This is a genomic window from Primorskyibacter sp. S187A, from assembly GCF_049800955.1.
Taxonomy (GTDB): Bacteria; Pseudomonadota; Alphaproteobacteria; order Rhodobacterales; family Rhodobacteraceae; genus JAKVBH01.
Window position 1 is genome coordinate 1,030,445 of the sequence record NZ_JBNAGA010000002.1, and the last position, 14,424, is coordinate 1,044,868.

Genomic DNA, 14,424 nt, shown 5'->3' on the forward strand with positions numbered 1-14,424 from the left:
TCACTTGGCGCGCCCCTTGAAAGTCAGCCTCAACCGGGCGATTTAGAAAAGGGAAAGGGGTCCCTATGGCATTACCGGTTGGAGATCAGGTCAAGTACTGGAGCATAGCGACCATTGCCTTTGCGGTGGTGCTTTGGGCGCTGGGAGATGTTCTGTTGCCGTTCATCATTGGCGGCGCCATTGCCTATTTCCTTGATCCCGTGGCCGACAGGCTCGAGCGCGCGGGGTGCTCTCGCGCGATGGCCACTGCCATCATCACGGTTGTTGCAGTCATCATTTTCGTCGTGATGTTGCTTCTCGTCATCCCGACGCTCGTCTCGCAGGCCATATCGCTCTTTGACGTGGCGCCGACCTTGTTCGGCAACTTGCGTGATTTTCTGACGGAGCGTTTCCCGCAGTTGATGGATGCGGGAAGCCCGTTGCGCCAGTCCCTTGTCAGTGTCGGCGAGACGATCCAAAGCCGCGGTGCGGAATTGCTGGAGACACTGCTTTCCTCCGCCCTGGGCATCGTCAATATTGCCGTTCTGTTTGTCATCGTGCCGGTTGTGGCGGTCTATCTGCTGCTGGATTGGGATCGGATGATTGCCCGCATTGATGATCTTTTGCCGCGCGATCATGCACCCGTTGTGCGCCGCCTGGCCGGAGATATCGACGACGTGCTGGCCAGTTTTATCCGCGGCATGGGCACGGTTTGCCTCATTCTGGGCACCTATTATGCCGTGGCGCTCATGGTGGTTGGGCTGCAATTCGGGCTGGTTGTCGGGTTCATTGCGGGCTTGGTGACCTTCATCCCCTATCTGGGCGCGTTGATCGGCGGTGCGCTGGCCATCGGGCTCGCACTCTTTCAGTTCTGGGGGGATTGGGTCTCCATCGGTCTGGTCGCGGCGATATTTGCCATCGGGCAGATGGTCGAGGGCAATTTGCTCACCCCCAAGCTGGTGGGATCGTCTGTTGGCCTGCACCCGGTCTGGCTTCTCTTGGCTCTCTCGGTCTTTGGGGCGCTCTTTGGGTTCGCGGGCATGCTGGTTGCCGTGCCCGTGGCCGCAGCGATGGGCGTACTCGCACGCTTTGCCGTCTCGCAATACAAGGATGGACGGCTCTACCGCGGCCTTGAGGGGCGCGACGAGTAATGGCGCAGCAGCTGAGTTTTGATCTCTCGGTGCGGCCCGCACTGGGGCGGGAAGATTTTTTCGTCTCGGAGGCAAATGCCGTTGCGGTGGCGATGCTCGACGATTGGGCGCGCTGGCCCAATGGCAAGCTTTTGTTGCTGGGCGCAGCCGGGGCTGGCAAAACCCATCTGGCCCATGTCTGGTCAGCGGAAACAGGGGCGCCGCTGGTCGCCGCCGCTGAGCTTGTCGCGCAGGATATCGAAGCCCTGGCGAGTGGGCCTGTCTGCGTCGAGGATGTCGAAACCCTTGCAGGAGACCTCGCGCTCGAAACCCAGCTCTTTCACTTGCACAACCTTGCGCTCGCGCAAGGGCATGTTTTGCTCATGACCGCGCAAAGCGCGCCAAAGACATGGACTTTGGCCCTGCCCGATCTGGCGTCCCGGCTGCAAGGCACCGCCGCCGTGACAATCGATGCGCCGGATGATGCGCTTTTGGGGGCGTTGTTCATGAAGCTGTTCGAGGACCGCCAATTGAGCCCTCAGCCCGACGTGCTGCCCTATCTGGCGCGCCATGCACCGCGCCGGTTTGACGTGGCGCGCGAGATTGTGGAGACTATCGATCGCCTCGCGCTGCAAACAGGCCGGCGATTGACCCGCGATCTCGCCCGCTCTGTCATCCAGCAATTGACGCAAGAGGCGCCGTGAGACGTCACGCAGCTGTTGCAAACCCGCGCCAGAAAGCAGGCCCATGACACATGCAGATTTTCTGACCGCAGACTTCCCCCCCGCGCGCGACTTACCCGATGTCGATTTGCAGGGGCCCGGGCGGTATTTCAATCGCGAGCTGTCCTGGCTGGGGTTCAACTGGCGTGTTCTGGAAGAGGCGGAGAACCCGCGCGTGCCGCTGTTGGAGCGGTTGCGCTTCGTGTCCATTTCCTCGGCCAATCTCGATGAGTTCTACACCGTGCGTGTGGCGGGTTTGCGCGAGCTGAAACGCGAGGGCAATCAAACGCCCGCCGTGGACGGTCTGACCCCAGCCGAGCAGCTTGTGCTGATCAATGAGGATGCCCGCGCGCTTCTGAATGCGCAGCAAAAAGTGTTTGAAGGATTGCGGCGCGCCATGGCCGAGGCGGGCATCGTGATCGTGGATCCTGCGGAGCTGACACCGGAAGACAAGACCCACTTGGCTGACGTCTTCCTGCGCCGGGTCTTTGCGGTTCTTTCGCCCCTGGCCATTGATCCCGCCCATCCCTTTCCGTTCATTCCCAACATGGGCTACTCACTGGCGCTTGAGATGGAGAGCAAGGATGGCAAGAAGCGGCTTGAGGCGCTCTTGCCCATCCCCACGCAGATTGATCGCTTCTGGCCGTTGCCATCGGCGCCTGGTCAGGCAAGGTTCATCGCGCTGGAGGAATTCCTGCTGTTGCATGTGGAGAGCCTCTTTCCAGGCTACCGCCTCAAATCCCATTTCGATTTCCGCATTCTGCGCGACAGTGATCTCGAAGTTGAAGACGAGGCCGAAGATCTGGTGCGCGAATTCGAAGTCGCGCTGAAACGGCGGCGGCGCGGCGAGGTGGTTCGGATGACCATGTCCGCGGGCGCAACCGGCCCGCTTGTGAAAATGGTCAAACAAGAACTTGGCGTCACGGATGAAGAAGTGGTGGAGCTTGACGGGATGTTGGGCCTCGCCAATCTTTCGGAGCTTGTGCTGGATGCGCGGCCCGATCTTTTGTGGCCCTCCTTCACTCCCCGCGTGCCTGAGCGCGTTCAGGATCATGATGGCGATATGTTTGCCGCGATCCGGCAAAAGGACATGCTTCTGCATCACCCCTACGAGACCTTCGACATGGTGGTGCGCTTTCTGCAACAGGCGGCGCGCGATCCCGATGTGGTGGCGATCAAACAGACGCTCTACCGGACGTCAAAACGCTCCCCCATCGTGGAGGCGCTCTGCGAGGCAGCGGAGGATGGCAAGTCCGTGACCGCATTGGTCGAGCTTAAGGCCCGGTTTGACGAGGCCGCCAACATCCGCCAATCGCGGCGGCTGGAGCGGGCGGGCGCCCATGTGGTCTACGGGTTTCTCGATCTCAAGACCCATGCCAAGATCTCGACGGTCGTGCGCCGCGAAGGCGATGAGCTTGTCACCTATACCCACTACGGCACTGGCAATTACCACCCGATCACGGCCCGCATCTACACGGACCTGTCCTTCTTTACCTGTGACGCGCGGCTCGGGCGCGATGCAACCAAGGTCTTCAATTACCTCTCTGGCTACGCCAAGCCGGAAAAGCTCGACAATCTTGCGATCTCGCCGCTGGATTTGAAATCCTCACTCTTGGCGATGATCGACGCTGAGGCCGCGCATGCGCGCGCAGGCAAGCCTGCGATGATCTGGGCCAAAATGAATTCGCTGGTCGAGCCGGAAGTGATCGACGCGCTTTATGCAGCAAGCCAGGCCGGGGTGAAAATCTCGCTGGTTGTGCGGGGGATTTGTGGGCTGCGGCCGGGCATAAAGGGGTTTTCGGAGAACATCCGTGTGAAATCCGTCATCGGGCGGTTTCTGGAACATTCGCGCATTGTCTGTTTTGGCAACGGACACGGGCTACCGGCGAAGAAGGCCCGCGTGTTTATCTCATCGGCGGATTGGATGGGACGCAATCTGAACCGGCGCGTCGAGACGTTGGTCGAGATCAACAATGCAACCGTGAAAGCGCAGATCGTGAGCCAGATCATGGCGGCCAATATGGCCGATGTGGCCCAAAGCTGGGTCATGGGGCCCGATGGCGCATTTGCGCGGGCAGCTACGCAGGAAGGCACTTTTGCGTTCAACTGTCACCGGTTCTTCATGGAAAATCCTTCCCTGTCCGGGCGGGGATCCGCTGGCGCAAAAGATGTCCCGAAGTTGACGCATACAGATGAAGAGAAGGCTGCGTCATCAACGGGTTAAGGATATTGTAATCGCTTCGAGCAGGCCTGACGTGAGGGCCGAAAGAAACGCGCCATTTTGATCCGCCCCATCGGGTTATCGCAATTGACACGCAGACCTCCCGTGCCGCATGTTGCGCGCGAGCTCACGCCCGGGGGAAAGATGGACGGAAGCGCACAAAACCGCGACACCCGCGATTGGGGGCCGTTTGGCCGGCCTCTTTTCAACGATCCCGCAAGTCGCGCGCTCTCGCGCGTCGGGGTCGTGGATATCGGATCAAACTCAGTCCGGTTGGTTGTGTTTGACGGGGCGGCCCGCAGCCCGGCTTATTTTTACAACGAAAAGATCATGTGCGCTTTGGGGGCAGGCATGTCCGAGACGGGCAGGCTCAATCCTCAAGGTCGCGTCCGCGCCCTGGCGGCGCTCAAACGCTTTCAGTATCTGGCGCAGGGTATGGATCTGCCGCCTCTGACGGCCGTGGCCACTGCGGCTGTGCGCGATGCGGAGGATGGGCCCGCGTTTTGCGAGGATGTTCTGCGCGAGACGGGGCTGAAAATCCACGTCATCGATGGCCGGGAAGAGGCGCGTCTGTCTGCGCAGGGAGTATTGCTCGGATGGCCCGGGTCTTACGGGCTGGTCTGTGACATTGGTGGCTCGTCCATGGAATTGGCCGAGATTTCCAACGGTGAGGTGGGCCGTCGTGTGACGTCCAGTCTCGGCCCGCTCAAGCTGCGCGAGCTGCCCGGCGGCGCCAAGGGGCGGCGCAGACATATCAAGACGGTCATGGAAGCCCTGCGCGATGAGATGGGCGAGCAAGGCAACAGGCTCTTTCTTGTGGGCGGGTCGTGGCGGGCGATTGCCCGGATCGACATGCACCGGCGCGGCTATCCGCTGCATGTTTTGCACGAATACCGTATGACATCGCGCGCGGTGAGCAAAACGGCGAAATATATCGCAGAGCGGGATCTGGAGGAGCTCCGGCAGGAATGCGGGATCTCAGGCGCGCGCATGTCGCTTGTGCCGTATGCCATTGACGTCCTGCGGCGATTGCTGCGCACGTTTGGTCCGAAAGATATTGCCGTGTCGAGCTATGGGATCCGGGAAGGCATGCTTTACGAGCAAATGCCTGCGAAGCTGCGAGACCGTGATCCGCTTATTGAGGCCTGCAGGTTTGCGGAAGCCAAGGATGCCCGGTTACCGGGCTTTGGCAAATCGCTGTACCAATTCATCCAGCCGCTTTTCAAAAATGCGCCGGCGGATCGGATACGTTTGGTCAAGGCGGCCTGTCTGCTGCATGACGTGAGCTGGCGCGCGCATCCCGATTATCGGGCGGAAACCTGCTTTGATAATGCCACCCGTGCCAATTTGGGCGGGTTGAAGCATTCCGAACGCGTTTTCCTTGGGATGGCACTTCTGTATCGGTACCGCAACAAGCGCGAAGGCACACGCTTTGAGGAGCTCTACGATCTGTTGTCTGGTCCTGATCAGCAACAGGCGGAGGTTCTTGGGAAAGCCTTGCGGTTTGGCGCGATGCTGTGGATGTCGGACGAGGCGGCGATGGGGCAGATGCGGTGGCGGCCCAAGAAGAAGGTGCTGGAATTGCGTCTGTCAAAACCGGCCTGGCCGCTTTTCGGTGAGGTGGCAGAGGCGCGGTTCCAATCGCTGGCCAGCGCGCTGGATGCCCAGACCGATGTCAAAATGATCTGATGGTGTGCCGCCCTTGCGGGCGACACGCCGGATGTGCGCTTGCGCGCGGGTTGGGGGCTTTGCCCCCGCGCCTTTGGCGCGCCCCCAAGGTATTTGGTGACAAAAGAAGGGTCAGGAAATTTCCTGCAGGCGCGCGAGCGCGTCTTTGAGTTTTGTTTCTTCTTCTTCCCGTGCTGCGAGATTGGCGCGTGTTTCCTCGACCACCTCGGCGGGGGCACTTTCCGCGAATTTGGGGTTGTTCAGGCGACCGCGCAGACCGCCAAGTTCCTTGGCAAGTTTGCCGAGGGTTTTCTCGAGGCGGGCTTTTTCTTCGTCCACATCGATGATGTCAGCGAGAGGAAGGCCGAATGTTGCACCTGCGGCGGGGATTGTGACGCAGCCCTTCGGGAAATCATCGGCCTCGGTCACGCCTTCGATCCGCGCGAGGCGTTTGATCAGGGTTTCGTTGCCTGCAAATGCCGCTTTCGCTGCGGTGTCCCAGTCGGTCACGATCATGGGAACGTAGGCGCCTGCGGGCACGTGCATTTGGGCGCGGGCGGAGCGGGTGGCCTCAATGAGATTGATCACCCAGTTGATTTCGCGATCCGCCGCGGGATCCACCAGATCGGCGGCTTTGTAGTCTGGCCAATCGGTCAGCATCAGGTGGTCATCGCGCGTGGCGAGTTTGCCCCAGAGCTCTTCGGTGATGAAGGGCATGATCGGGTGCAGCAGGATCAGGCATTGATCGATCACCCAACCCATGGTTGCGCGGGTTTCAGATTTGAGGGCTTCGTCATCGCTGTTCAGAAGTGGTTTGGAGAGTTCCACATACCAATCGCAGACCTTGCCCCAGACAAAGGCATAAAGCGCGTTGGCGGCATCATTGAAGCGAAACTCTTCGAGCGCGGGGTTCACGACCTCGAGGACCTTGGCCGTTTCGCCCATGATCCATTTGTTGAGTGTCGCCTCCGGTTTGGGCATGGCGTGCCCGTGGAGGGCTTCGTTCATCTCCGCAAAGCGCGCGGCGTTCCAGAGTTTGGTGCCGAAGTTGCGGTAGCCCTTGATGCGTTCCATGTCGAGTTTGAGCACGCCGCCGATGGATGCCATGGCAGCGTTGGTGAAGCGCAGGGCGTCGGCGCCGAATTCGTCGACGATGTCGAGCGGGTCGATCACGTTACCTGTGGATTTCGACATTTTCTTGCCCTTGGCATCGCGCACGAGGCCGTGGAGGTAGACGGTGTCAAACGGAATGCGTTTTTGGATCGGCAAGTCCTCTGGCATCACAGCTATTTGCATCATCATCATTCGGGCGACCCAGAAGAAGAGGATGTCTTGGCCTGTGATCAGCGTGGAGGTGGGGAAGTACTTTTGCAGCGCCTCGGTCTCTTCGGGCCAGCCGAGCGTGCCCAGGGGCCAGAGGCCGGAGGAGAACCAGGTGTCGAGTACGTCGGGGTCGCGCCACATTGGGTATTCGAAAACTTCGATTTGACCAGATGCTTTGAAAGTCTCGATCTGTTTTGAAAGCAACGCCAATGCCGCCTCGCGATCAGCGACTTGGACCACTTTCGGGTCATTGAAAGGTGTTGGAGAACCGCTTACGTACGCGGTGACTTTGAAAGCGACTTCCTCAAAGCTATCCGAGCATTCTGAAATCAACAGCGGTTCTGCGGTAGCCGTTTGAAGGCTCTCTGGATCAAAATCCAAGTCTGTCCAACTGTCGCCTTCAGCTAGATTGCTTCCCAAGTTGAAGCCATACCACACTGGCACTTGGTGCCCCCACCAGAGTTGGCGGGAGATGCACCAGGGCTCGATGTTTTCCAGCCAGTGGTAATAGACCTTCTCGCCGCTCTCGGGGATGATCTTGACCGTGCCATCCTTGACCGCGTCCAGCGCGGGGCCGACGATCTTGGCTGTGTCGACGAACCATTGGTCGGTCAACATCGGCTCGATGACCACTTTGGAGCGGTCGCCAAAGGGCTGCATGATCGGTTTGGCTTCCACCAGAGGCACGGCGGTGATCTCTTCCTCCTCGGCGCCTTTCTTCTTGGGTTTGCCCAAACGCGGATCGTCTGAGGTCGTCATCACGGCGAGGCCCTCGGCGGTGATCTCCTCCACCACGGCTTTGCGCGCTTCAAACCGATCCATTCCGCGCAGGTGATCGGGGACGAGGTTCACGGCATCTGCTTCCGCTTCACTGAGCGTCTTCTTACCCTGTGCCACCGCCATGGCGATTTCGGCGGCCTCTGCGTACGCCGCGCCGTCGTCGCGCATCGCGCCTCGTGTATCCATCAGGCGGTACATCGGGATGCCGCCGCGTTTGGCGACCTGGTAGTCGTTGAAATCGTGCGCGCCGGTGATCTTCACCGCGCCGGAGCCGAAATCGGGATCGGGGTATTCATCGGTGATGATCGGGATCAGGCGGCGGTGTTCTTTCGGGCCCACCGGGATCTCGCAGAGCTGGCCCACGATGGGGGCGTAACGCGCGTCAGACGGGTGCACCGCCACCGAGCCATCGCCGAGCATCGTCTCGGGGCGGGTCGTGGCGATGGAGATGTAGTCGCGGGTCTCGCGCAGGGTGACGTTACCGTCCTCATCCTTCTCCACGTATTCATAGGTCGCGCCGCCTGCAAGCGGGTATTTGAAGTGCCACATATGGCCCGCAACTTCGACATTCTCGACCTCCAGATCGGAAATCGCCGTCTCGAAATGTGGATCCCAGTTCACCAGCCGCTTACCGCGATAGATGAGGCCCTTGTTGTACATTTCGACGAAGACCTTGATCACGGCGTCGTGGAAATTGCCCTCATTGCCTGCAGGTGCGCCGGGCGCGCCGGACATGGTGAAGGCCTCGCGTGACCAATCGCAGGACGCGCCAAGGCGCTGAAGCTGGCCCTTGATTGTGCCGCCGGATTGCTCTTTCCACTCCCAGACCTTCTCGAGGAATTTCTCACGGCCCAGTTCGCGGCGCCCGGGCTGCTGCGTTTCGGCCAGCGTGCGCTCGACAACCATCTGGGTCGCGATACCGGCATGGTCCGTGCCGGGCTGCCAGAGCGTGTCAAATCCCTGCATGCGTTTCCAGCGGATCAGGATGTCCTGCAACGTGTTGTTGAAGGCATGGCCCATATGCAGGACGCCGGTGACATTCGGTGGTGGGATCATGATGCAATAGCTTGACGCCTCGGGCTTGGCATGTGCCCCCGCCTTGAAGCAGCCCGCCTTTTCCCAGGCGGCGTAGATGCGGGCTTCCGCCTCTTGGGCTTGAAATGATTTGTCCAGTGCCATGGTCTCTGTTCCCCTCGGGGTTGCTTAGGGATCACTTAGCGAAGCCGCGCGGGAAGGAAAAGAGCCGCGCCCAAGCTTGGGCAAGCTATGCCGTTTCTTTCAGCTCGGAGAGCTGCATTGAGGCTATGGACCTTGCGCGCGAAAAAGCTAGTGTCCTCAATGGAAAAACGCGTGGAGGACACCATGGAAAAGTTCGGAAAAAGCCAGCCGGTCAAACGGGTCGAAGATGTCCGGTTTTTGACCGGGCAGGGCCGTTATGTCGATGACATTGCGCCCGAAGCATCGCTGCATGGCTTTGTGTTCCGCTCGCCCGTGGCCCATGGCGCCATCACGGCGCTTGATGTCTCTGAGGCCCGCGCGGCTGAGGGTGTGCACCTTGTGCTGACCTGTGCTGATCTTGAAGAGGCCGGGCTCAGCATTGCCATGACAGCGTCGCGTATCCAAAACCGCGATGGCTCCAAGGGGGCGAAGGATGTGCGGCCAATCCTTGCCAAGGACAAGCTGCGCTTTGTGGGTGAGCCTGTCGCCATGATCATCGCGGACACGCTGCAACAGGCGAGGGATGCCGCCGAACTCATCACGCTGGACTATGACGATCTGCCCGCCAAGCTCGATCTCGCGCCGGGCGGTGCTGCGGTTCATGATGTGGCGCCAGACAATGTGGTGTTTGATTTCGGACTGGGGGATGAGGCCGCGACCCAAGCCGCGTTCGAGGCGGCCGCGCATGTGGTGTCGATGGATGTGGAGGACAACCGCATCATCTGCAACGCCATGGAAACGCGCGGCTGTTATGCGGAGATGGACGCCGGGCGTCTGCATTTCGCCTTCAATGGTCAGGGTGTCTGGGGCGCGAAGGGAGAGCTCGCCAAGGCGCTGGATATTCCCGCAGACCAGATCCGCGTGACCAATCCCGATGTTGGCGGCGGCTTCGGGATGAAGGCCTTCATGTATCCGGAGTATTTCTGCGTGGCCCAGGCCGCGCGGACGTTGGGGCGGCCCGTGCGCTGGATGTCCGAGCGGACGGAAGCCATGTTGACCGACAATGCCGGACGGGATCTGACCACGCGGGCGGAATTGGCTTTTGATGCCGATCACAAGCTGACGGGATACAGGCTGCATACGCGCGCCAACATGGGCGCGTATTGTTCTGGCTTTGCGCAAAACATCCAGACCGAGCTTTTCTCCAAAGTCCTGACAGGTGTGTATCATATTCCTGCGGCTTATATGCGCGCGGAAGGGTTCTTCACCAACACAACGCAAGTGGATGCCTACCGGGGGGCGGGACGGCCCGAGGCGATCTACGTGCTGGAGCGCGTGATGGACCGGGCTGCCCGCGAGCTGGGGCTGGATCCTTGGGAGCTGCGCCAGCGCAACTTTATCCGCCCCGATCAATTCCCCTACACGACGCCTTCGGGCGTGACCTATGACATCGGTGACTTCAATGCCGTGCTCTCGCATGTGGGGCAAAAGGCCGATCGGGACGGTTTTGCCGGGCGCAAGGCCGCGTCTGAGGCGGCAGGCAAGCTGCGCGGCCAGGGCCTGTGTTACTATATCGAAAGTATTTTGGGCGATCCTTCCGAGACATCCCGCGTTGTCTTCGAGGAGGACGGGTCGGTGGCGCTTTATGTCGGCACGCAATCAAATGGTCAGGGTCACGAGACGGTCTTTGCGGCCTATCTCGCGGATCAAACCGGTATTCCTATGGAGGCGATTCACGTCGTGCAGGGGGATAGCGATGCCATCCCATCGGGCGGCGGAACGGGCGGCTCACGCTCGGCCACAGTGCAATCTACGGCGACCCTTAAGACTGTGGAAACCATGATCGCCCAATTCACGCCGTTTTTGGCGGACATCATGGGGGTGGAGGAAGACAAGGTGAACTTTGATCACGAGACATTCCGCGCCGAGGGCAGCAACATGACGCCAACGATGCTTGAGGTGGCCGAACTGGCCCGCGAGCATGGGCGCGAGGATCTTCTGGACACCTCTGAAACGATCACGCTCGATAGCCGTTCCTTCCCCAATGGCGCTCATGTGGCCGAGGTTGAGATTGATCCCGAAACAGGCATTGTCAGGGTAGACCGCTATGAGGTCGTCGATGATTTTGGCAATCTTCTCAACCCGATGCTGGTGGAAGGGCAGATCCACGGCGGGGTGGCGCAGGGCATCGGTCAGGCGCTGACGGAGCGCGTGGTTTTTGATGAAGACGGACAGCTGCTCACGGCAACGTTTATGGATTATGCGATGCCGCGTGCTGATATCATGCCTATGATCGGATTTGCGACAGAACCCACGGCATCGAAATACAACCCGCTTGGCATGAAGGGCTGCGGCGAGGCGGGCACCGTGGGCGCGTTGGCGGCCGTGTCCAATGCAGTGCAGGACGCGCTCTGGGCGCGCGGTGTCACGCAGGTCGATATGCCCTTCACCCCTGAAAAAGTTTGGAGATATCTGGAGGATGCGCCAAAGGCTGCGGAATAAAGGCCTCTACAAGTGGCTTCGGCGCCAGGTTTGGCGCCGCCAGCGGCCCCATGCGCCGCGCCGTGGTCCGCGATCTCACGTGATTATCCTCGATGGCACAATGTCGTCCCTGCGGCAGGGCTGCGAAACCCATGCAGGCATGACCTACAAGCTGATCTGCGAAGCGGGCAGCGACGTCTCGATTTACTATGAGCCGGGTTTGCAATGGACCGATTGGCGCGCCACGTGGTCCATCATGACAGGTAAGGGCATCAATCGACAGATCCGACGGGCCTATGGCTATCTTGCCTCCCGCTATCGCCCGGGAGATCGCATCTTCCTCTTTGGCTATTCGCGCGGGGCCTATGCCGTGCGCTCTCTGGCCGGCCTGATCGATCAGGTGGGCCTTCTCGAACCCCGGCACGCGACGCAGCGCAACATCGATATGGCCTACAGGCACTATCAATGCGCGCCGCATGGCACGGCGGCCACATCGTTTCGCACGCATCTGTGCCACGAGGCGACACCCATTGAGATGATTGGCGTCTGGGACACTGTCAAAGCACTGGGACTTCGCCTGCCGCTTCTGTGGCGCTTCTCCGATCCGAGCCATGCCTTTCATAATCATGCCTTGGGTGCATCCATCAAACATGGATTTCATGCACTGGCCCATGACGAGCGGCGTCAGGCCTACGCGCCCGTGCTTTGGGCTGTGCCCGCGGCCCATGAGGGGCGTGTGGAGCAAGTGTGGTTTCCGGGAAATCATGGGGATGTGGGCGGCCAGATTGATGGGCGCGAGCAAGCGCGGCCCTTGGCCAATCTATCGCTGGTCTGGCTGTTGGGGCGCGCCGAGGCCTGTGGCTTGGCGTTGCCGCAGGGATGGCGCGCGCGTTTTCCAGCGGACCCGCAAGCACCCAGCATGGGGCGATGGGTGGGCTGGTCCAAACTCTTTGTGCTGCGCAAGAAACGCCCTGTCTTGCAAGACCGGTCCGAGCGGCTGCATGCCTCTGTTTTGGCTCGAAAATCGCCCGTCACGATCCGCGCGCGGGTGAGTGCCATTATGTCGCACCGTTAGGAAGGCATATTCCTGAGTGTTTTACCCTTGGAAAGCTGATTTTCACACCTACCTTTCTAGGCGTGACGAATGGAGCCGGAACCTCCGTTTGGTTATTCACTGTCCCTCGTTCCGCACTTGCGCCCAAGGATCTCCTTGGGCGCTTTTTTCTTGCCCGCTGTTCCGTTACGGTTCCGTTCATGACCGGGTACAGTGACGAATTTCTCAAAAGGGTCCTGCAACGGACGCGTGTTGTGGCGGGAGTTGGCGTGTCGCCCAACCCGGTGCGTCCGAGCCATTTCGTGGCACGTTACCTCGGTCTGCGAGGCATGCGGGTGATCCCGGTCAATCCGGGCCATGCGGGCAAGCAGCTCTTTGGAGAGAGCGTCTGTGCGACGCTCGAAGACGTGCCGAAAGATGTCGATATGGTGGATGTGTTCCGACGCTCGGAATTCGTGCCCGAGATTGTCGAGACGGCGTTGACGCATTTGCCCAATCTCAAGACGATCTGGATGCAGATTGGCGTGTCTCATGCGGAAGCGGCGGCTCTGGCTCGGTCCCGCGGCATTGATGTGATCGAGAACCGCTGCCCCAAGATCGAGTATCAACGGTTGTTCGGCGAATTGCGGATGGGCGGGTTCAATACCGGCGTGATTTCCAGCAAGCTTTGATTGCGCCGCGTTGGTGCGCGTCGCCGGGGGCAGGGGGCGTTGCCCCCCGGCGCCGAAGCGCCTCCCCCCAGAGTTTATCTGGCAAGATGAAGGCGCGTCAGCTTCGGCTGGCTTTTTCGTCGAGACCGGACGTGCCTTCGCGACGGGCGAGTTCGGCTTCGACGTCTGCGAGCGTAATGCCTTGTGCGGCCAGCATGACCAGCAAGTGATAGAACACGTCGGCGGCCTCAGAGGTCAGGCGTGTCTTGTCGCCCTTGATGGCTTCGATGATGGCCTCGATGGCTTCCTCACCAAATTTCTCCGCGCATTTCTCCGGGCCCTTGGCAAGCAGTTTGGCGGTCCAGGAGCTGTTGGGGTCCGCGCTTATGCGCGATTGGATGGTTTGGGCCAGATCGTGCAGGGTGCTCATGTCAGCCTCATGGGGATGCCAGCGGCGGCCATATGCGCCTTGGCCTCAGCAATGGTGTAATCACCGAAGTGGAAGATGGAGGCCGCCAGAACCGCAGAGGCGCCGCCCTCACGGACGCCATCCACGAGGTGATCCAATGTGCCCACACCGCCCGACGCGATCACGGGAACGGAAACGGCATCGGAAATGGCGCGCGTCAGCGGCAGGTTGAAGCCGGCGCGCGTGCCGTCCCGGTCCATTGAGGTCAGCAGGATCTCTCCCGCGCCTTTCGCGGCAACTTTTTCAGCAAATTCAACGGCATCAATCCCAGTAGGCTTTCGGCCTCCGTGGGTGAAAATCTCCCAGCGGCCCGGCTCCACGGTCTTTGCGTCGATGGCGCAGACGATGCATTGGGCGCCGAATTGATCAGCGGCCTCGGAGATGACATCGGGATTGGCCACAGCGGCGGAATTGAAGCTGACCTTGTCGGCGCCCGCCAGCAGAAGTGCTCTGACATCGCCGGCACTGCGCACGCCGCCGCCTACGGTGAGCGGGATGAAGCATTGCTCGGCAGTGCGGCTGACCACGTCGAACATCGTGCCGCGGTTTTCATGGGTGGCGTGAATATCGAGAAAACAGATCTCATCAGCGCCTGCTGCATCATAGGCGCGGGCGGCGTCCACGGGGTCGCCTGCATCGCGCAGATCGACAAAATTCACGCCTTTGACAACGCGCCCATCGGCGACATCGAGGCAGGGGATGATCCGGGTCTTGAGCATGGGCAGAGGCTTACTGTGATTTGATCCCGGAGGGAAGGGAGGGGGGGCTTTTGTGCGATTCACCCTCCAA

Annotated in this window: 10 protein-coding genes; 7 read left to right on the plus strand and 3 right to left on the minus strand. The window is 60.5% G+C overall.

The window, feature by feature from the left end; translation table 11 throughout:
• Positions 1 to 65 precede the first annotated feature (65 nt).
• The 4 genes from ACP15S_RS16060 to ACP15S_RS16075 all read left to right on the plus strand — a co-directional run bounded on the left by ACP15S_RS16060 (position 66) and on the right by ACP15S_RS16075 (position 5,741).
• Entirely contained in the window at positions 66 to 1,130 is a 1,065-nt protein-coding gene (locus ACP15S_RS16060; RefSeq protein WP_425040642.1) for an AI-2E family transporter, read from the plus strand.
• Positions 1,130 to 1,813 (plus strand): chromosomal replication initiator DnaA, encoded by a 684-nt coding sequence (locus ACP15S_RS16065; protein ID WP_425040643.1) that lies wholly within the window; start codon positions 1,130 to 1,132, stop codon positions 1,811 to 1,813. Before ACP15S_RS16060 ends, ACP15S_RS16065 begins: the two co-directional genes overlap by 1 nt.
• Before the next feature lie 43 nt (positions 1,814 to 1,856).
• Complete coding sequence (locus ACP15S_RS16070; protein WP_425040644.1) at positions 1,857 to 4,055, plus strand: RNA degradosome polyphosphate kinase; 2,199 nt, start codon at positions 1,857 to 1,859, stop codon at positions 4,053 to 4,055.
• 141 nt (positions 4,056 to 4,196) lie between these two features.
• On the plus strand, positions 4,197 to 5,741 hold the full coding sequence (locus ACP15S_RS16075) for a Ppx/GppA family phosphatase (RefSeq protein ID WP_425040645.1): 1,545 nt from the start codon (positions 4,197 to 4,199) through the stop codon (positions 5,739 to 5,741).
• A 111-nt stretch (positions 5,742 to 5,852) separates the two neighbouring features.
• Here the strand turns inward: ACP15S_RS16075 and ACP15S_RS16080 are convergent, their stop codons facing one another.
• Entirely contained in the window at positions 5,853 to 9,002 is a 3,150-nt protein-coding gene (locus ACP15S_RS16080; RefSeq protein WP_425040646.1) for a valine--tRNA ligase, read from the minus strand.
• 183 nt (positions 9,003 to 9,185) lie between these two features.
• Between ACP15S_RS16080 and ACP15S_RS16085 the strand changes: the two genes are divergently transcribed.
• The 3 genes from ACP15S_RS16085 (at position 9,186) to ACP15S_RS16095 (ending at position 13,187) form a co-directional block, all read left to right on the plus strand.
• Positions 9,186 to 11,483: a xanthine dehydrogenase family protein molybdopterin-binding subunit gene (locus ACP15S_RS16085; protein WP_425040922.1), complete on the plus strand. Its 2,298-nt coding sequence runs from the start codon at positions 9,186 to 9,188 to the stop codon at positions 11,481 to 11,483.
• Positions 11,461 to 12,537, plus strand: a complete 1,077-nt coding sequence (locus tag ACP15S_RS16090; RefSeq protein ID WP_425040647.1) for a DUF2235 domain-containing protein — start codon at positions 11,461 to 11,463, stop codon at positions 12,535 to 12,537. Before ACP15S_RS16085 ends, ACP15S_RS16090 begins: the two co-directional genes overlap by 23 nt.
• A 179-nt stretch (positions 12,538 to 12,716) precedes the next feature.
• A complete protein-coding gene (locus ACP15S_RS16095) occupies positions 12,717 to 13,187 on the plus strand; it encodes a CoA-binding protein (RefSeq protein WP_425040648.1) in 471 nt (156 codons plus the stop codon).
• A 97-nt stretch (positions 13,188 to 13,284) separates the two neighbouring features.
• On the opposite strand, the gene ACP15S_RS16100 is transcribed toward ACP15S_RS16095, so the two are convergent.
• Together ACP15S_RS16100 and hisF are read right to left on the minus strand one after the other, a co-directional pair.
• Positions 13,285 to 13,596, minus strand: a complete 312-nt coding sequence (locus ACP15S_RS16100; protein ID WP_425040649.1) for a phosphoribosyl-ATP diphosphatase — start codon at positions 13,594 to 13,596, stop codon at positions 13,285 to 13,287.
• Positions 13,593 to 14,354 carry an imidazole glycerol phosphate synthase subunit HisF gene (hisF, locus tag ACP15S_RS16105; RefSeq protein ID WP_425040650.1) on the minus strand — a complete coding sequence of 254 codons (762 nt, stop codon included), beginning with the start codon at positions 14,352 to 14,354 and terminating at the stop codon, positions 13,593 to 13,595. Before hisF ends, ACP15S_RS16100 begins: the two co-directional genes overlap by 4 nt.
• Positions 14,355 to 14,424 lie beyond the last annotated feature (70 nt).

What these genes read in the sequence shown, in the direction of transcription:
- ACP15S_RS16060 (WP_425040642.1), top strand. Translation starts at nt 66, where the DNA reads ATGGCATTACCGGTTGGAGATCAGGTCAAGTACTGGAGCATAGCGACC.
- ACP15S_RS16065 (WP_425040643.1), top strand. Translation starts at nt 1,130, where the DNA reads ATGGCGCAGCAGCTGAGTTTTGATCTCTCGGTGCGGCCCGCACTGGGG.
- ACP15S_RS16070 (WP_425040644.1), top strand. Translation starts at nt 1,857, where the DNA reads ATGACACATGCAGATTTTCTGACCGCAGACTTCCCCCCCGCGCGCGAC.
- ACP15S_RS16075 (WP_425040645.1), top strand. Translation starts at nt 4,197, where the DNA reads ATGGACGGAAGCGCACAAAACCGCGACACCCGCGATTGGGGGCCGTTT.
- ACP15S_RS16080 (WP_425040646.1), bottom strand. Translation starts at nt 9,002, where the DNA reads ATGGCACTGGACAAATCATTTCAAGCCCAAGAGGCGGAAGCCCGCATC.
- ACP15S_RS16085 (WP_425040922.1), top strand. Translation starts at nt 9,186, where the DNA reads ATGGAAAAGTTCGGAAAAAGCCAGCCGGTCAAACGGGTCGAAGATGTC.
- ACP15S_RS16090 (WP_425040647.1), top strand. Translation starts at nt 11,461, where the DNA reads ATGCGCCAAAGGCTGCGGAATAAAGGCCTCTACAAGTGGCTTCGGCGC.
- ACP15S_RS16095 (WP_425040648.1), top strand. Translation starts at nt 12,717, where the DNA reads ATGACCGGGTACAGTGACGAATTTCTCAAAAGGGTCCTGCAACGGACG.
- ACP15S_RS16100 (WP_425040649.1), bottom strand. Translation starts at nt 13,596, where the DNA reads ATGAGCACCCTGCACGATCTGGCCCAAACCATCCAATCGCGCATAAGC.
- hisF (WP_425040650.1), bottom strand. Translation starts at nt 14,354, where the DNA reads ATGCTCAAGACCCGGATCATCCCCTGCCTCGATGTCGCCGATGGGCGC.